Origin of the sequence: Achromobacter spanius, assembly GCF_002812705.1 — a bacterium.
Classification (GTDB): domain Bacteria; phylum Pseudomonadota; class Gammaproteobacteria; order Burkholderiales; family Burkholderiaceae_B; genus Achromobacter; species Achromobacter spanius.
This window is the reverse complement of sequence record NZ_CP025030.1, coordinates 4,978,829-4,995,968: the sequence shown is the minus strand read 5'-3', so window position 1 is coordinate 4,995,968 and position 17,140 is coordinate 4,978,829. Positions and strand designations below refer to the sequence as shown.

Here is a 17,140-nt window from a genome sequence, read left to right as displayed (position 1 = left end):
CGTTTTCAAATCAAGCAGGCAACAAAAAAGGATGCCCGGGGGCATCCTTCTTCATTTGCCGTATTCATGACGCCCCAAAAAGCGGGGCGGCAGAATCTTAGGCCAGCGCCTTGATGGCGGCAGCCAGGCGGCTCTTGTGGCGAGCAGCCTTGTTCTTGTGGATGATGTTCTTGTCAGCCACGCGATCGATCACGCTCGAGGCCTTCTGGAACACGTCGCCAGCCGCAGCTTTGTCGCCAGCGGCGATAGATTGGCGAACGCGCTTGATGGCGGTGCGCAGCATCGAGCGCAGGCTGGAATTGTGCTTGTTGCGCTCAACGGATTGGCGAGCGCGCTTGCGGGCTTGGGCGGTATTGGCCATGTTGCTATATAAGTTGAATTCGGCAAAGTCCAACATTTTAGCAAGTCCCTGTGGGATTGCAAGCTTTTAATGTCAGATCTGTCGATGGAGCGCCCGTCAACCGGGCGGGGGGCGCTGGGGAAGAAAAGTCCCTGGGCTAAAGAGTTCTAGCTAAAGAGCTATAGCTAGAGAACCCTTTCGGATAATCCCCTGCTAAAGCCTGGAACCAAAGCCTTGAGGAAAACCCGCGGCGCCTACTGGATAAAAATACGGTACCGAGTATACAACGAAGCGAGCCCGAGGCACAGGCGCGCGGCGTAGCGTTGTCAGGTGGCGACGTTGATGGACACGAACCAGGGCGTAAAACGCCGCACGTTGATGGGCATCATCTCTTGCAGCGCGTCGAGCGCGGCATTGGTGTCGTCCAGCGGAAAATGCCCGGACACGGGCAAACCGCCGGCAGCCATGGACACACGCAGCGTGCCCGTGCGGTAAGGGCGCAGCGCGGCGATCACTTCCGCCAACGGGCGGCCTCGGGCGTCGACCCAGCCGGATTCCCACGCCGCTTCGGCCATCAGTTCGGCGCGCGGGATGTCCATGCGGGATACATCGAACCGGGCGCCGGTGCCGGCACGGACGGTACCGTGGGCGCCGGCCATGGTTTCGACCTCGACTTCGTGCTCATGCACCACCACCACCGTGCGCTGTGCCTGCTGGCGCACCATGTAGCGGGTGCCAAGCGCGCGTACGGTGCCTTCCGCCGTCTGTACCAGGAAGGGGCGGCGCGCGTCCGGCGCCACCGACACCGTCACGGCGCCGTCCAGCAAACGGACCTGGCGGTAGGCGGGAGTGAAGTCCAGATCGACCCGGCTGCGGGCGTCCAGCAGCAGTTGGCTGCCGTCCGAAAGCAGGTAGCGGCGGCGTTCGCCGGTTGCCGTGGCGGCGTCCGCGGCCACATTACTGAGCGGGTAGAAGGCGTTGCCGACGTAGGCCGCGCACGCACCCGTACTGGCGAGCGCCAACGCGCCGGTCAGAAAACGGCGGCGGGGCGGCACGATGGCCGGGGGCGGAAGGATCAGCGACGGCGCGGCAGGCGCGGCTCCGGTGGCGTAATCCGCTGCGGGGTAGGCGTCACCAAGGCGTCCGAACGTGGACCCTGCGAGCGTGCCGGTCAGTTGCTGCCAGGCATTCTCGTGGAGAGGGTCAGCCGCGCGCCACGCCAGGAAGTCGTTGTAGTCCTGCGCGGTTGCCTTGCCTGAGCGCAGCAAGAGCAACCAATTGATCACCTGGTCCGCCATGGGTTGTCCTTGGGCGTACTTCACTTCATCTTCCCGCACGCAAATCGGCGGGAATCCTTTCGATGGCAATTTGTAAATAATAAAGGTTTTTTACCAAAGATTACCGGCTGCTTGGCAATTCTTGACGAATCTAATGCAAAAAGCCGGCGGGAAGCCGGCTTTTTGGTGGGAATGTCGTCCGCACGGATGAAATCAGGCTTTTGGACGACGGCCAAAGTCTTTAAGTCGGAACCCAAAGAGTAACAACATTCCGAAGTAGACCACGCCGCTGGTTGCCAGGACGCCGCCCAGCCAGGCCGCGCGCAAGCCTGCATGTGCCTGCAAGCCGATCCAGTCGATCTTGCCGTCGGCGTACCAGAGCAGGGCTGCCAGCGCCGCCAGCGCGGGCAGCAGGCGCAGCGCAAAGACCATCCAGCCCGGACCGGGCTGATATACGCCGCGGCGGCGCAGCCCGATCAGCAGGGCCAGCGCGTTCAGGCAGGCGCCCAGCCCGATGGCCAGCGCCAAACCCGCGTGGGCCATCAGCGGCACCAGCACCAGATTCATCAACTGCGTCAAAATCAGCACGCCGATGGCGATCTTGACCGGGGTGCGGATGTCTTGCTTGGCGTAGAAACCGGGGGCCAGGATCTTCACTGCCAGCAGGCCGATCAAGCCGGCCGAGTAGGAAATCACGGCCAGGCGGGTTTGCAGCACGTCGTCGGCGGCGAACGCACCGTAATGGAACAGCGTGGCAACCAGGCCGTCCGACAGCAGCGCCATGCCCACCGCGGCGGGCAGGCCCAGCAGCAGCACCAGGCGCAGGCCCCAGTCCAGCAGGGCGCTGTAGCCGCCCTGGTCGTCGCGGGCGTGGGCGGCCGACAGGCTGGGCAACAGCACCGTGCCCAATGCGACACCCAGCAACGCGGTGGGGAATTCCATCAGCCGGTCGGCAAAAGACAGCCAGGTCACGCTGCCCGGCGTCAGCCACGTGGCGATGTTGGTGTTGATCAGCAAGGAAATCTGCGCCACAGACACGCCTAGCGTGGCGGGCGCCATCTGCTTCAGGATGCGCTGCACGGTGGGGTCGGCCCAGGCCTGGCGAAAGCGCAGCGAAAAGCGTGGGGTCAGGCCCAATCGCGCCAGGGCGACCCACTGTACGGCCAGTTGCGCCACGCCGCCGATCATCACGCCGATCGCCAGCGCATAGACGGGAACATCCATGCGCGGGGCCAGCCAGATGCAGGCGGCGATCATCGACAGGTTCAGCAGCACCGGCGTGAAGGCCGGCACGGCGAAACGGCGCCAGGTGTTGAGCACGCCCGAGGCGAAGGCAATCAGGGACATGCAGAAGATGTAGGGAAACATCATCCGCGTCATCCAGACGGCGGCCCCGAATTCGGTATCGCGCGCGGCGCCGCGCAGACCGCTGGCCATGGCCGACACGACCCAGGGCGCGGCCACGATGCCGATCAAGGTGATCAGCATCAACGCGGCGGTCAGCAGCAGCGCCACGCGGTCCAGCAGGATGCGGACCTCTTCTTCCGACCGCTGATTGCGCGCGGCGCCCAGAATGGGCACGAACGCCTGCGCGAACGCGCCTTCGGCGAACAGGCGCCGCAGCAGGTTTGGAATGCGGAATGCGACCCAGAAGGCGTCAGTGATGGGACCGGCGCCAAACGCGCGGGCGACGAGGATGTCGCGGATCAGGCCGGAAATGCGGGACAGCAGGGTGAAGCTGCTGACAGTGGCCGCCGAACGAAACAGGCTCATGGATGGGTACTACGCAAAAAAAGGGCCCGCTGGCCCTGCAAACACAATGCCTGTTGAAAGGGAGAGTGTGCTGTCAGTCGCCGAACTCCGCAAGAATGCCTTTTCCCCGCCGGGCCGCCCCAAGGGGAAAAGCGCCCCCTCGGGGGGCAGCAAGCGTGCGAAGCATGCGCGGCGTGGGGGCATTTACTTCGGCGGCATGCGGATGGCGCCGTCAAGACGAATCGTTTCGCCGTTCAACATATCGTTCGTGACGATGCTGTGGACCAGCTTGGCGTAGTCTTCCGGGCGGCCCAGGCGGGCGGGGAAGGGGATGCTGGCGGCCAGCGAATCCTGCACTTCCTGGGGCATGCCGAAGATCATCGGCGTGCCGAAAATGCCCGGGGCGATGGTCATGCAGCGGATGCCGGTCTTGGCCAGGTCGCGGGCGATCGGCAGGGTCATGCCGGCCACGCCGGCCTTCGACGCGGCGTAGGCCGCCTGGCCGATCTGGCCGTCGAATGCAGCAACCGATGCGGTGTTGATCATGACGCCGCGTTCGCCGGTGGGCTCGGGCGTGTTGGCGCTCATGGCTTCGGCGGCCAGGCGCATCATGTTGAAGCTGCCGATCAGGTTGATCGACACGACCTTCTGGAACAGATCCAGCGGATGCGCGCCGTTCTTGCCCACGATCTTCGCGGCGGGCGCGACGCCCGCGCAGTTGATCAGGCCAAACAGGGCGCCCAGCTCTTGCGCGGCAGCCACGGCGCTCTTGCCATCGGCCTCCTGGGTGACGTCGCAATGCACGTAGCGCTGGCCCAATTCCTTGGCCAGGGCTTGGCCGGGTTCGTCCTGCACGTCGGCAATGACGACCTTGGCGCCGTTTTCGACCAGCATGCGCACGGTGCCCGCGCCCAATCCGGACGCGCCACCCGTAACGATGAATACCTTGTTCGCGATTTCCATGTCTCTACCACCAGTTCAATTCAAGGGGATGAAAGCGGCGCGGCAGGCGCCGAATGCGACAAGGCCTTCGGGCCGATGCCGGAGCGCTATGCGTCCAGCCGGCGCCGAAGGCCTTTGGGCCATCAAAGCGCCAATCAGCTTTTGACGGCTTCGAACAGGCGCGACTTGATTTCGTCGACGGCGCCCACGCCCGAGATCTTGCGGTACTTGGGGGCCTCGGCGGCGTTTTGCTGCGCCCAGGTCGAGTAGTAATCAACCAGGGGACGGGTCTGTTCGCGATAGACGGACAGGCGATGGCGCACCGTTTCCTCGCGGTCATCGTCGCGCTGGATCAGTTCTTCGCCGGTGAGGTCGTCGCGGCCTTCGACCTTGGGCGGGTTGAAGCGCACGTGGTAGCTGCGGCCGCTGGGCTGGTGCACGCGGCGCCCGCTCATGCGTTCGATGATGTCTTCTTCGGGCACTTCGATTTCCACCACGTAGTCCAGCTTGACGCCGGCGCTTTTCAGCGCGTCGGCTTGCGGAATGGTGCGGGGAAAGCCGTCGAACAGGTAGCCGCCGGCGCAGTCGGGCTGCTTCAGGCGGTCTTGGACCAGGCCGATGATGATCTCGTCGGAAACCAGACCGCCGGCATCCATGACCTTTTTGGCTTCAATACCCAAGGGCGTGCCTGCCTTCACCGCGGCTCGCAGCATGTCGCCGGTGGAGATTTGAGGAATGCCGAAGTGTTGGGTGAGAAACGCGGCCTGGGTGCCTTTGCCGGCGCCGGGAGGTCCGAGCAAGATGAGACGCATGAGTGCTCCTGATGGGGTTTATTTTTTGTGATCCGGGGAATTATGCCGCAACGCAGCAGCCAATGCGGGGCTGCGCCATGGGAATAACCCTTACATCTGTTTGCTGTAGAACTGCCGCACGCGCTCCAGATCGGCCGGGGTATCTACGCCTGCCGCGGGAGGGTCGAACGTACGGTGTACGACGATTTGATGGCCATGTTCCATGGCGCGTAGCTGTTCCAAGGACTCGAACCGTTCCAGCATGCCTTGCGGCAGCGTCGGGAAACGGCGCAGAAACGACACGCGGTAGGCGTAAAGGCCAATGTGATGCCACGCGGGCAGGCCGTCGGCCAAGACCCGTTCGCCACCGGCGAGCGCGTCGCGGGCCCAGGGAATAGGCGCGCGCGAGAAGTACATGGCGCGGTCATCCGCGGTGCACACCAGCTTCACCACATTCGGGTTGAACAGCGCCTCGGCGTCGGCCAGCGGGCAGGCGCAGGTGGCGATATCCGCCTCGGGGCATGCCAGCAGCTTGGCGGCGACGGCGTCGATGAGTTCCGGTTCGATCAGCGGTTCGTCGCCCTGCACGTTCACCACAATGGCGTCATCGGGCAGGCCCAACTGTTCCACCGCTTCGGCCAGCCGGTCGGTGCCCGTGGGGTGGTCGCCGCGTGTCATCAGGGCGGTCAGGCCATGCGCCTGCACGGCCGCCTGGACGCGGACGTCGTCGGTGGCGATGAACAGTTGCGACGCGCCCGAAAGCGCGGCGCGGTCGGCGGTACGCACGACCATCGGCTTGCCGGCGATGTCGGCAAGCGGTTTGTCGGGCAGGCGGGTCGAGGCGGCGCGCGCCGGAATCAGGGCAATGAAGCTCACGGTGCGGCGGTCAGGATGAGACGGTTTCGTCCAGGACGCGGGCTTCCGACTCCAGCATGACGGGGATACCGTCACGAATCGGGAAAGCCAGACGGTCGGCACGGCAAACCAGTTCGGCTTGCTGCCGGTCGTGTTCGAGGCGGCCCTTGCACAAGGGGCAGACGAGGATGTCGAGAAGTCGGGATTCCATGACCGCGATTCTAAAACAGTTTGGGCCGGCCAAGACTCGCTTGCCATGGGACCAGTCCGATTTTGGCGTAGCGGAATCCCGCGCAGACGCGCCGGACTACTGCGTTCGGGCGGCTTGGCGTAACGCCTGCGCCAGCCAATCGAATAGCCGGGGGTCTGAAAAAGCGGCCTGCACCGGCACTTCCCACAGGCGCGTATCGTGCAAGGCGGCGCACTTGATCGCGTCCTTGGACGTGACCAGGATGGTGTCCGCCGATATCGACTGAAAGGGGGAATCGGCGTAATCGTGGTGGTCCGGCAAGGGTAGCGTCGCGTCCAGCGTGATGCCCGCCGCGCGCAGCGTCGTGAAAAAGCGTTCCGGGTTGCCGATGCCGGCCGCCGCCGCGATGCGCGCTTGCCCCGCATAGGCGGACAGCGGGCGCGTTGCGCCGCTTTCGATGTTGCGGGTGTCGCCGGGTTCCAGCCACATGCGCACCGGGCGGGGGCGGGCGTTGCCCGTGTCGGCCGGGCGGCCGTCGGGCGTGCCGATGTTGGTGACCACGACGTCCACCTCGCGCAAGCGGCTGGCGGGCTCGCGCAAGGGGCCGGCGGGCAGCAGCCGGCCGTTGCCCACGCCGCGCTCATCCTGCACCACGATTTCCACATCGCGGGCCAGGGCCAGGTGTTGCAAGCCGTCGTCGGAGACGATCACGTCCACCTCGGGGTGGGCTTGCAGCAAGGCCTGGGCCGCCAGCGCGCGTTTGGGGTGTACGGACACCGGGGCGTCCGTGGCGCGCGCAATCAGTGCGGGTTCGTCGCCAAAGCGGGCGGGCTCCAAGGCGCCGACGCCGACTCGGGCCTGCGCGCCGATCTTCACGCCGTAGCCCCGGCTGACCACGCCTGGCGTAAACCCGCGTGCGCGCAGCGCTTGCACGGTGGCAATCACCACGGGCGTCTTGCCCGTGCCGCCAACATAGATGTTGCCCACCACCACGACGGGCACGGGGGCGCGGTAGCTGGGCTTGGCGCCGCTCTCATAGGCGGCCCGTTTTCTGGCGACTGCCCACGCCGTCAGGGCGGACAAGGGCAGCAGCAGGGCCGACAGCCAGCCGCCGTGCTGCCACTGGCGCGCCAGCAGCGAGGGGGACGAACGCGGGGTGCTCACCGTGAAGTCTGGGCGGCGAAGTTAACGCGGCCAATGCCGGCCAGGCGGGCGGCTTCCATGATGTTGATCACGGATTGATGGGTGGCCTGGGCGTCGGCGTTGATGATGACCAGCGCATCGGGTTTGCCCGCCGCGGCCTGGCGCAGCGCGTCGGCGATTTCGGGCGGTGTGGAGACGTCGATAAGTGTGCCGTTCAGCGCGTAACGCCCGTCCTGGCTGACCGCCACTTCCAGTGCGGGCGGCGTGTCCTGTTCCGACGAGGCCTGGGGCAACGTCACCTGCAACTGCGTGAATCGCGTGAACGACGTGGTGGCGGCCAGGAAGATCAGGATGACCAGCAACACATCGATGAGCGGAATCAGGTTGATGTCCAGCTCGTCGCGTTCACCACGGGCACCACGGAAATTCATGAACGCCCCTCGCGCACGGGGGGTGTCGGCGACAAGGCACGGACAAGCCGCGAGGCCGATTGCTCCATGACGCTGAGGTAGTTGTCGACCCTGCTGCGCAGGTAGCGATGCGCGATCATGGCGGGAATGGCGATCAGGATGCCGAAGCCGGTGTTGTAAAGCGCAATCGAGATGCCGCGCGCCAGTTGGGCGGGGTCGCCACCGCCTGGCGTGTACGAGCCGAAAATTTCGATCATGCCGACCACGGTGCCGAACAGGCCCATCAGCGGGGCCACGACGGCAATGGTGCCAATGGCGGGAATGTAGCGGCTGAGGTCATGCGCGACGGCGCGCCCGGTGTCTTCGACCACGCTGCGTAATTCTTCACGCGGCAGATGGCGGTGGCGCATCACCTCGGCCAGCACGCGGCCCAGCGGCGAATTGCGTTCCAGTCGGTTGACGGCTTCGGGGGTGTCTTGGCGGTTGCGCAGCATGTCCACCACCTGATCGTTCAACCCTCGGGGCAGGATCAGGCTGCGGCGCAGGGAGAAGAAGCGCTCGAAGATCAGCGCCAGTCCCAGCACGGATGTCGCCAGCAGGGGCCAGATAGGCCAGCCGGCCTCGCGCAAAATGGAAAGCAAAGCGTTCAACTCCCGGGGGCCAGGGCAGCGAAGCGCTCGCGCCGTGGAATCAGATCAAGCCGAAACTGTAACGGCGCGGCGGGTTTGTGGCAAGGCGGGGAACCCCCGGAATTATCCACAGAAATTGTGGATAATTCTGTGCAAAACTTCCCCGGAACGCTTGTGGGCACAGGGCTTGCGCTTGTTTGCTTCAAAAGCGCGCAGCGGGGATTTATAAAAAATTCTATATAAATCAATTGCTTGCGCCAATTTTATTGGCTTTCGGGGCGATCGCTGCAAAATTCGCTGGAAACGGTATCATTGCGGCCCGCTCCGCGTGGCCTGTGGACAGATACGCATCGGGAAGCCTCATGACAATTGAATTTGCAGTCACAAACAACGCATTCACGCGGGATATCCTGACAGTTGCCCAGCTAAACCAAGCAGTGGGGCAATTGCTGGAGCGCAGCATTCCGGCGTTGTGGGTGCGCGGAGAGATTTCCAACTTCACGCAGGCGGCATCCGGGCATTGGTACTTCACTCTCAAGGACAGCCGAGCCTCCGTACGCACTGTCATGTTCCGAAGCCGCGCCAGCGCGGTGGGTTTTGTGCCGCGCGCGGGCGACCAGGTCGAAATCCGCGCCCGGGTTTCCCTTTATGAGCCCCGGGGCGACTACCAGTTGCAGGCCGACGCCATGCGCCGCGCGGGACTCGGCAACCTGTATGAAGCGTTTCTGCGGCTGAAAGAGCAACTGGCCTCCGAAGGCCTCTTCGACCCGGCCCGCAAGCGCGAGCCCGTCCGGCTGCCGCGTGCGATCGGCGTCATCACCTCGCTGCACGCAGCGGCGTTGCGGGATGTGCTGTCGGCGCTGGCTCGCCGCGCGCCGCAGGTGCCGGTCATCATCTATCCGGCCCCAGTTCAGGGGGCGGACGCCGCCAGCCGCCTGGCTGCCCAGGTACGCCTTGCCAATGCGCGTGCCGAGGTGGACACGCTGTTGCTGGTGCGGGGCGGGGGCAGCATCGAAGATCTCTGGAGTTTCAATGACGAGGATCTGGCGCGCCAGGTGGCGGTCAGCGAGATTCCGGTGATCAGCGGCGTGGGTCACGAAACCGACTTCACCATCGTGGACTTCGTGGCGGACGTGCGCGCCCCGACGCCCACCGCCGCGGCGGAACTTGCCTGCGTGCCGCGCTCTGAATTGCTGGGCCAGGTCATGCAGTCCGCCCAGGTCATGGCGCGCGGCCAGCAACGCCGCCTGGAGCGTGCCGCGCAGCGCCTGGACCGTGCGGCGGGGCAACTGGTGTCGCCCACGCAACGGCTGGAGCATCAGCGCGAACGCTTGAACAGCTTGCGCTTTCGTTTGGCATCGGCCTGGTCCGGCCCGCAAGACCGCCGTACCGCGCGTGTCAATCTGCTGACACAGCGTCTGTCGCACCGGGCGCCCGACACCCGCCGCGCGACCGACCGTCTGGCCAACGCGGCGCGTCAATTGGGGCAGGCGCATGCCCGTCTGCTGGTGCAGGGCCGCAACCGCCTGGCCTCGGCCACGGCGCAATTGCGCGCGCTGGATCCGGGCAACACCCTGGCGCGCGGCTACGCCATTGCGCGTGACGCCGACGGCCGCATCGTGCACGACGCCGCCGCCCTGGAGGCCGGGCAGGCGCTGGACCTGAGCTTTGCGCAAGGCGGCGCGCAGGTCGACGTGCGGCAGACCCGCAAGACGCGCGACGCCGGTTAAGCCCTGCTTGGCGCGGCATGCCGGCCAATGACATTCCAACGCAGACCATTGCTCTGGTGGATGCGGCGCGTTAACCCCGCGCGGGCACGGGGTTAACGCGGTATCCTCATTAGTTGCCGATACAATTGACCGGCTTGATCGTGCACTCAACAGAAGGAACCCACACATGGCACATACTCTTCCCCCCCTGCCTTACGAACTCGACGCCCTGGCTCCGCACATTTCCAAGGAAACGCTGGAGTTCCACTACGGCAAGCATCACCAGACTTACGTCACGAACCTGAACAACCTGATCCCGGGTACGGAATTCGAAACGCTGTCGCTGGAAGACATCGTGAAGAAGTCCTCGGGTGGCATTTTCAATAACGCCGCTCAGATCTGGAACCACACGTTCTACTGGAACAGCCTGGCCCCCAAGGCCGGCGGCGCGCCCTCGGGCAAGCTGGCTGACGCCATCAACGCCAAGTGGGGCAGCTTCGACGCTTTCAAGGAAGCGTTCAACAAGTCGGCAGCCGGCAACTTCGGTTCGGGCTGGACCTGGCTGGTCAAGAAGGCTGACGGCTCGGTCGACATCGTCAACACCAGCAACGCCGCCACCCCGCTGACCACGGCCGACACGCCGCTGCTCACCTGTGATGTCTGGGAACACGCGTACTACATCGACTACCGCAACGCGCGTCCCAAGTATCTGGAAAACTTCTGGGCCCTGGTGAACTGGGAGTTCGCCGCCAAGAACTTCGCCTGATCGGTAAAGAAACAAGCCTCGGCTTCCACGCTGCTGGCTTGCACCAAAAAACCCCTTGCGCATCGCCAAGGGGTTTTTTTATTCCAATTCAGGAAAAATTCAGCTTACAAAACCCTGTCGATTGTCGATTTCATTCCAGGGAAATGACGACGAAACATGCTTTTATCTAGGGTTATCCCTAGGGTTTCCTGCCTCTATTGTTGCGAACGGTCGGGGGGCTGAACCACGGGGCCAACGGATTGCGGCATGCCCGCTTACAACCGGGGTAACTACAGGGAAGGGAAGCATGTTTCGCTTATTTTCAGGCTTGCGCATTGGGGCGCGCCTGTCGGGCGCGTTTTTGCTCGTGGCGGTAATTGGCGGTGCGATCGGGGCTTTTGGGGTTTGGGGGCTGTCTCGCATCAACGAATTGAATGACCGCTTGTACGACACCGAACTGCGTGGCATCTCGGATCTGAAAGAATCCAATCTGCACCTGATCTACGCGGGTCGTGCCCGCAGCGGCTATCTGGCCGCCAGCACCGAGCAGGATCGTGAAGCCTTGAAGAAGCAGTTCGACGAGGCCGTCAAGAATCTGGACGTGCTGCGCGACAAGGCAGCGAAGAATTTCCACGAAGAAGAGGGCAAACGCCTGCTGGCGCAGTTCGTCGAGACCGAGCAGGTCTGGAAGCGTGAGTCGGAAGCGTTCTTCGCGGCCGCGAAATCGCAGTCGCTGACGCAGACGGATCCGCGCGTTGCCGAGATCGAAAAGCGCGTCATCACCTCGTCGCAAAAGCTTGACGACCTGATGACCGACCTGGCCGTGGGCAAGGAAAAGGCCACCGCGCAATCCGTCGATGTGGCCACGAACCTGTACAACACCGTGCGCGCGGTGATGATCATCCTGGCCGTGGCCGGCGTGGTGGTCGGCATGTTGCTGGGCTGGCTGGTGACGCGCGGCATCGTGCGTCCGCTGGAGCAAGCCGTGAAGGCCGCGCGCCAGGTGGCCGCGGGCGACCTGACCACCAACATCCAGGTTGCCACGCGCGACGAAACGGGCGAGCTGATGGCCGCGCTGAAGGCCATGAACGAAAGCCTGGCTCGCATCGTGGCGGACGTGCGCGACGGCTGTGAAAGCATCGCGTCGGCGTCGTCGCAAATTGCGCAAGGCAACTCCGACCTGTCGCAACGCACCGAAGAACAGGCCTCGTCGCTGGAAGAAACCGCGGCGTCGATGGAAGAACTGACCAGCACCGTGCAGCAAAACGCCAACAACGCCACCGAGGCCGACCGCCTGGTGACGCATGCGTCCACCGTGGCGGTGCGTGGCGGTGAAGTGGTGGATGGCGTGGTCCAGACCATGAGCGCGATCTCGGATAGTTCGCGTCGCATTGCCGATATCACGGGTGTGATCGACGGTATTGCGTTCCAGACCAACATCCTGGCGCTCAACGCCGCCGTGGAAGCGGCGCGCGCGGGCGAGCAAGGCCGGGGCTTTGCCGTGGTGGCGGGTGAAGTGCGCACCTTGGCGCAGCGTTCGGCGGTGGCCGCCAAGGAGATCAAGGCATTGATCGATGAGTCGGCCGCGCGAGTCGAAGGCGGCACGCGGCAGGTCGACGAAGCCGGCCGCACCATGCGCGAAGTGGTCGACAGCGTGCGTCAGGTGGCGGTGTTGGTGCGCGACATCGCCAGCGCGTCGGAAGAGCAATCGGCGGGTATTGGCCAGGTCAACCAGGCCGTGTCGCAGATGGACTCCGTGACGCAGCAGAACGCCGCGCTGGTCGAAGAGGCGGCGGCAGCGGCCGCCAGCATGCAGGAGCAGGCCGGCCGCCTGGCACAGGAAGTGCGCCGCTTCAAGGTCGAAGCGAGCGCGGGTTCGAGCGCGGGCTCGGCGCGCACCGCGCAAGCTCGACTGCTTCCGGCGGTGTGACTTTCTGCTGACACTTGTGGGCTGCCGGTCAGGTGAGAGTGGTAAGGTTACTCACTTTGCGCCGCACGCCAGCAGCCCATGAGCCTGACCGAACCTTTTCGCCGGACCACCACCGCCGCCCGCCGCCTGATGCGGCGCAAGGTGCGCCAGATCAACCGCTTGTCGCGCAAGAGCCTGCAAATGGCGCTGCTGCTGGGTGGTGCGGGCCTGGTCGCAATGATGTCGCTGGGGTTTGCGTATCTGGCCGACAAGGCGCTGGACTGGAACCGCGAATGGGTGGGCCACAACGGCTGGCTTGCCTTGCTGGTGCTGCCATTCAGCCTGGCCGCGCTGCGTTGGCTGACGCTGCGCTTTGCGCCGAACGCGGCGGGCAGCGGCATTCCACAAGTCATCGGCGCGCTGTCCTTGCCTCCCGGCCCCAGCCAAAGCAGCCTGGTGTCGCTGGCGCAAACGCTATGGAAGATTCCGCTGTCGTTCTTCGGCATGCTGGCCGGCGCGTCGATCGGGCGCGAAGGCCCGTCGGTGCAGGTGGGCGCCGCGCTCATGCTGGCATGGGGCGACTTCTGGAAGCGTCGTGGCGTGCAGTTGCGCGGCTTCCATTCCAATGAACTGATCGCCGCCGGCGCGGCGGGCGGGCTGGCTGCCGCCTTCAATGCGCCGCTTGCCGGTGTCATCTTTGCCATCGAAGAGCTGGGCCGCGGCACCGTGCTGCGCTGGCAGCGCCTGGTGCTGATCGGCGTGCTGGCCGCCGGCTTCCTGGTGGTGGCGGTGCAGGGCAACAACCCGTACTTCGGCGTGTTCGGCGGGGCGCCGCTGGCCCATGGCATGGTGATGTGGATCGTCATTTGCGGCGCCATCAATGGCGCGCTGGGCGGCATCTTCGCGCGGCTGCTGGGCAAAGGCGCATCCGGCGCCGCGCCGGCCGCCTGGCGCGCCTGGATCCGCGCGCATCCCATCTGGACGGCCTTCATCATGGGCCTGGTGCTGGCGGTGATCGGCCTGTGCACGGCCGGCAGCGTTTACGGCACGGGATACGGCGTGGCGGCCGACCTGCTGTCCGGCCACGACACCGCGCCCGCCGGCTTCGGCCTGGCCAAGTTGGCGGCTACCGTCGCGTCGTATTGGGCGGGCATTCCTGGCGGCATCTTCACGCCCGCGCTGACCACCGGCGCCGGCATAGGCCAGCACATCTGGGAGCTCGCGGGCGAGGGCGTGGATCAGCGCGTGCTGGTGCTCGTGTCGATGGCGGCTTTCCTGGCGGCGGCCACGCAGGCGCCGCTGACGGCCAGCGTGGTGGTGATGGAAATGACGGGCAGCCAGCCGATGCTGTTCTGGTTGCTGGTGGGGTCTTTGCTGGCCTCTGGCGTGTCGCGCCAGTTCTGCCCGCAACCGTTCTACCATTTGGCGGCGGGGCGTTTCCGTCGGCAAGCCTTGGTAGAAGCGGGCCGCGCGGCGCAAGCCGGCGCGGCGCAAGCCGAGTCGGGCGCCGCGCCGTCCAAGGCGCCGTCAGCCTGACGGCGTTGGGCCGATCGGCCCGCGCCACACAATCAGGGTGAACACCTACCGGACACCGTCCGTGTGGCGGACACCTCGACTGTGCACCAACTTGGCGCGAAATGCGGTGCGCTAAGATCGTCCGATCCCGAATTTTTCACTTCACTTCGAGCTTCCCATGACCGTGAATGCCTTTATTTGTGATGCGATCCGCACTCCCTTCGGCCGCTACGGCGGTGCGTTGGCCAGCGTGCGCCCCGACGATCTGGCTGCCGTTGCCATCAAGGCGCTGATTGCGCGCAACCCCGGCGTGCGCTGGGAAGAACTGGACGACGCCATCATGGGCTGCGCGAACCAGGCTGGTGAAGACAACCGCAACGTGGCCCGCATGGCCACGCTGCTGGCGGGCCTGCCCATCGAAGTGCCCGGCGCCACGGTCAACCGCCTGTGCGGTTCGGGCCTGGACGCCATCGGCACCGCCGCCCGCGCCATCCGCGCGGGCGAAGCCGGTTTGATGCTGGCCGGCGGCGTGGAAAGCATGAGCCGCGCTCCCTTCGTCATGGGCAAGGCCGACAGCGCGTTCTCGCGCAGCGCCGCCATCTTCGACACGACCATCGGCTGGCGCTTCGTCAACAAGCTGATGAAGGCCCAGTACGGCGTGGACTCCATGCCGGAAACGGCCGAAAACGTCGCTGACGACTTCAAGATCAGCCGCGAAGACCAAGACCTGTTCGCGCTGGCCAGCCAGCAAAAGACGGCTCGCGCTCAGCAAGAAGGCGTGTTCGACGCCGAAATCGTGCCGGTGTCGATCGCCCAGAAAAAGGGCGACCCCATCGTCGTCTCCAAAGACGAACACCCGCGTGAAACCAGCCTGGAATCGCTGGCCAAGCTGAAGGGCGTGGTCCGCGAAGGCGGCACCGTCACGGCCGGCAATGCGTCGGGCGTGAACGACGGCGCCGCCGCATTGCTGCTGGCCGATGAAAAGGCCGCGGCCCGCCACGGCCTGACGCCGCGCGCCCGCGTGGTCGGCATGGCCACCGCCGGCGTTGCGCCGCGCATCATGGGTATCGGCCCGGCGCCCGCCACGCTGAAAGTGCTGGCGCAAACCGGCCTGACGCTGGACCAGATGGACGTCATCGAACTCAATGAAGCGTTCGCCGCCCAAGGCCTGGCTGTGCTGCGTCAATTGGGCATTGCCGACAACGACCCGCGCGTGAACCCCAACGGCGGCGCGATCGCCCTGGGCCACCCCTTGGGTGCGTCGGGTGCGCGTCTGGCCACCACGGCCATCAACCAACTGCACCGCACGGGCGGCCGTTACGCGCTGTGCACGATGTGCATCGGCGTGGGCCAGGGCATCGCGCTGATCATCGAGCGCGTCTAAGCCTGAAGTGTTGTTTTTTCCGCTGCTCTGTCAGGGGCGGAAATGAAAAGGGAGCCCTGCGGGGCTCCCTTGCCGTATCTGAAGGGGGCGCTGGCGCCCTGGGGCCGCCGATCAGGGCAGCCCGTCGACTTTCCGGCCGGCCTTGATGCCGTGCTGGTCGAACCAGCCTTGGGCCATTTCCAGGGCATAGCGCACCGGCTTTCTTGCGCAGTGCGGGTCTTCGGTCTGGGGCGCCATGTCGTCGATATTGACGATCGTGCCGTCGTCGGCGATAAAGGCTATCGAGAGCGGCAAGAGCGTGTTGCGCATCCAGAAGCACTGCACGTCCGGCCGCTCGAACACGAACAGCATGCCGTCGTTACCCTGGAGTTCCTTGCGGAACATCAGGCCGCTTTGGCGGGTGGCGTCGGTATCGGCGACTTCAGCGCGGATAATATGGATGCCCGCCGAAAGCTGTGTGGTGGGCAAGGGCGGTTGCGGACCGGTTTGCGCGTGGGCGCCCGCGGTCAGCGCAAGCGCCGTGGCGGCCAGTGCCGCCGACAGTGCTTTCAGAAATGCTGGTTTAAAGAACGCTGTCTTGAACAACGTAGGGTTGACAGGCAATAACTTCACATTCTTCAGCATGACTGGCGCAGTAAAAAGAAAATAACAAGGCGGGGCCCGAAAGCCCCGCCTGGATAATGGTGCAGCCTTACCGCTGCACTTTAAGGGATACTCAGGCAGCCGTGATATTAAGCGCCTGTTTGCCTTTAGGCCCCTGAATGATTTCGAAAGCCACTTTCTGGCCTTCCTTCAGGGTTTTAAAACCATTCATCTGTATGGACGAAAAGTGGGCGAACAGATCTTCACCGCCGTCGTCGGGCGTAATGAAGCCAAACCCCTTTGCATCGTTGAACCACTTGACGGTACCCGTCGATTTGGGATTGTCCCCTTGGACGGCGGTTGCGGTCGTATCAGACATGCGGACTGCCTCATTGAATCGTATGTTGACAGAAGGGCATCGCGGTCTAGACCTCTGTTCCCCCCCCTCCGAATTCCTGGCAGATTTTCGATGAGTTGAAAACCCCAGAATGCGCTGATAATGCGCCGCTTTTCTTCGTGTCGTCAAGTATGGAAACTACGTATTTCTGCGTGTAATTTTAAGTAAGTTGCGCGTTAGGCGTCCCCAGTTTAAATAGAATAGCCGCCCTATGAGTTCTACCTTGGATACCCAGCATGATTTGGCCGTCGAGAAGGCACCGGCACGCGCCGCGCCGCCTCCGATGTATCAGGTTCTGCTGCTGAATGACGACTACACGCCGATGGAATTCGTCGTGAAAGTCCTGCAAAAATTCTTCAATAAAAACCATGAAGAGGCAACGCGGATCATGCTGCAAGTGCATCACGAAGGTCGCGGAGTATGCGGGGTGTATCCCCGAGACCTCGCGGCTACCCGCATTGCCCAGGTAGGACAGTATGCGCGGGCGCGTCAGCACCCGCTGCAATGTGTGATGGAACCCGTTTAATACCCAGAATAAAGACGCCGCCCTCGAAGGCGGCGTTGTGCTGT

18 protein-coding genes are annotated in these 17,140 nt (G+C 64.5%); 6 read left to right on the top strand and 12 right to left on the bottom strand.

Features of this window, described 5'->3' with window-relative positions; genetic code table 11:
* Window positions 1–97: 97 nt before the first annotated feature.
* The 10 genes from rpsT to CVS48_RS22455 form a co-directional block, all read right to left on the bottom strand.
* Window positions 98–361 (bottom strand): 30S ribosomal protein S20, encoded by a 264-nt coding sequence (gene rpsT, locus CVS48_RS22500; RefSeq protein WP_025135824.1) that lies wholly within the window; start codon window positions 359–361, stop codon window positions 98–100.
* A gap of 305 nt (window positions 362–666) precedes the next feature.
* Window positions 667–1,638 carry a FecR domain-containing protein gene (locus tag CVS48_RS22495; protein ID WP_100856372.1) on the bottom strand — a complete coding sequence of 324 codons (972 nt, stop codon included), beginning with the start codon at window positions 1,636–1,638 and terminating at the stop codon, window positions 667–669.
* A gap of 192 nt (window positions 1,639–1,830) precedes the next feature.
* Complete coding sequence (gene murJ, locus CVS48_RS22490) at window positions 1,831–3,390, bottom strand: murein biosynthesis integral membrane protein MurJ (RefSeq protein WP_100856371.1); 1,560 nt, start codon at window positions 3,388–3,390, stop codon at window positions 1,831–1,833.
* A gap of 183 nt (window positions 3,391–3,573) precedes the next feature.
* Window positions 3,574–4,332: a 3-hydroxyacyl-CoA dehydrogenase gene (locus tag CVS48_RS22485; RefSeq protein ID WP_100856370.1), complete on the bottom strand. Its 759-nt coding sequence runs from the start codon at window positions 4,330–4,332 to the stop codon at window positions 3,574–3,576.
* Window positions 4,333–4,466: 134 nt separating this feature from the next.
* Window positions 4,467–5,123, bottom strand: a complete 657-nt coding sequence (gene adk, locus CVS48_RS22480) for an adenylate kinase (RefSeq protein ID WP_100856369.1) — start codon at window positions 5,121–5,123, stop codon at window positions 4,467–4,469.
* A 90-nt stretch (window positions 5,124–5,213) separates the two neighbouring features.
* A complete protein-coding gene (gene kdsB / locus CVS48_RS22475; RefSeq protein ID WP_100856368.1) occupies window positions 5,214–5,978 on the bottom strand; it encodes a 3-deoxy-manno-octulosonate cytidylyltransferase in 765 nt (254 codons plus the stop codon).
* Between the two features lie 10 nt (window positions 5,979–5,988).
* Window positions 5,989–6,168: a Trm112 family protein gene (locus CVS48_RS22470; RefSeq protein ID WP_100857804.1), complete on the bottom strand. Its 180-nt coding sequence runs from the start codon at window positions 6,166–6,168 to the stop codon at window positions 5,989–5,991.
* A 96-nt stretch (window positions 6,169–6,264) separates the two neighbouring features.
* Window positions 6,265–7,311 (bottom strand): tetraacyldisaccharide 4'-kinase, encoded by a 1,047-nt coding sequence (gene lpxK / locus CVS48_RS22465; protein WP_100856367.1) that lies wholly within the window; start codon window positions 7,309–7,311, stop codon window positions 6,265–6,267.
* A complete protein-coding gene (locus CVS48_RS22460) occupies window positions 7,308–7,721 on the bottom strand; it encodes an ExbD/TolR family protein (RefSeq protein ID WP_100856366.1) in 414 nt (137 codons plus the stop codon). Before CVS48_RS22460 ends, lpxK begins: the two co-directional genes overlap by 4 nt.
* Entirely contained in the window at window positions 7,718–8,341 is a 624-nt protein-coding gene (locus CVS48_RS22455) for a MotA/TolQ/ExbB proton channel family protein (protein WP_100856365.1), read from the bottom strand. The genes CVS48_RS22460 and CVS48_RS22455 overlap by 4 nt, the downstream gene beginning before the upstream one ends.
* Window positions 8,342–8,691: 350 nt before the next feature.
* Between CVS48_RS22455 and xseA the strand changes: the two genes are divergently transcribed.
* The 5 genes from xseA (at window position 8,692) to pcaF (ending at window position 15,591) form a co-directional block, all read left to right on the top strand.
* Window positions 8,692–10,059: an exodeoxyribonuclease VII large subunit gene (xseA, locus tag CVS48_RS22450; protein ID WP_100856364.1), complete on the top strand. Its 1,368-nt coding sequence runs from the start codon at window positions 8,692–8,694 to the stop codon at window positions 10,057–10,059.
* A gap of 166 nt (window positions 10,060–10,225) precedes the next feature.
* On the top strand, window positions 10,226–10,804 hold the full coding sequence (gene sodB / locus CVS48_RS22445; protein WP_050445200.1) for a superoxide dismutase [Fe]: 579 nt from the start codon (window positions 10,226–10,228) through the stop codon (window positions 10,802–10,804).
* A 286-nt stretch (window positions 10,805–11,090) separates the two neighbouring features.
* Window positions 11,091–12,713, top strand: coding sequence for a methyl-accepting chemotaxis protein (locus tag CVS48_RS22440; RefSeq protein WP_242001190.1), 1,623 nt, complete (start codon window positions 11,091–11,093; stop codon window positions 12,711–12,713).
* 78 nt (window positions 12,714–12,791) lie between these two features.
* Window positions 12,792–14,228 (top strand): chloride channel protein, encoded by a 1,437-nt coding sequence (locus CVS48_RS22435; RefSeq protein ID WP_100856363.1) that lies wholly within the window; start codon window positions 12,792–12,794, stop codon window positions 14,226–14,228.
* Between the two features lie 157 nt (window positions 14,229–14,385).
* Window positions 14,386–15,591 (top strand): 3-oxoadipyl-CoA thiolase, encoded by a 1,206-nt coding sequence (gene pcaF / locus CVS48_RS22430; RefSeq protein ID WP_100856362.1) that lies wholly within the window; start codon window positions 14,386–14,388, stop codon window positions 15,589–15,591.
* Between the two features lie 111 nt (window positions 15,592–15,702).
* On the opposite strand, the gene CVS48_RS22425 is transcribed toward pcaF, so the two are convergent.
* Together CVS48_RS22425 and CVS48_RS22420 are read right to left on the bottom strand one after the other, a co-directional pair.
* Window positions 15,703–16,215, bottom strand: coding sequence for a DUF192 domain-containing protein (locus tag CVS48_RS22425; protein WP_100856361.1), 513 nt, complete (start codon window positions 16,213–16,215; stop codon window positions 15,703–15,705).
* Between the two features lie 91 nt (window positions 16,216–16,306).
* Window positions 16,307–16,552, bottom strand: coding sequence for a cold-shock protein (locus CVS48_RS22420; protein ID WP_006220277.1), 246 nt, complete (start codon window positions 16,550–16,552; stop codon window positions 16,307–16,309).
* Between the two features lie 229 nt (window positions 16,553–16,781).
* Between CVS48_RS22420 and clpS the strand changes: the two genes are divergently transcribed.
* A complete protein-coding gene (clpS, locus tag CVS48_RS22415; protein WP_006220276.1) occupies window positions 16,782–17,096 on the top strand; it encodes an ATP-dependent Clp protease adapter ClpS in 315 nt (104 codons plus the stop codon).
* Window positions 17,097–17,140: the final 44 nt, after the last annotated feature.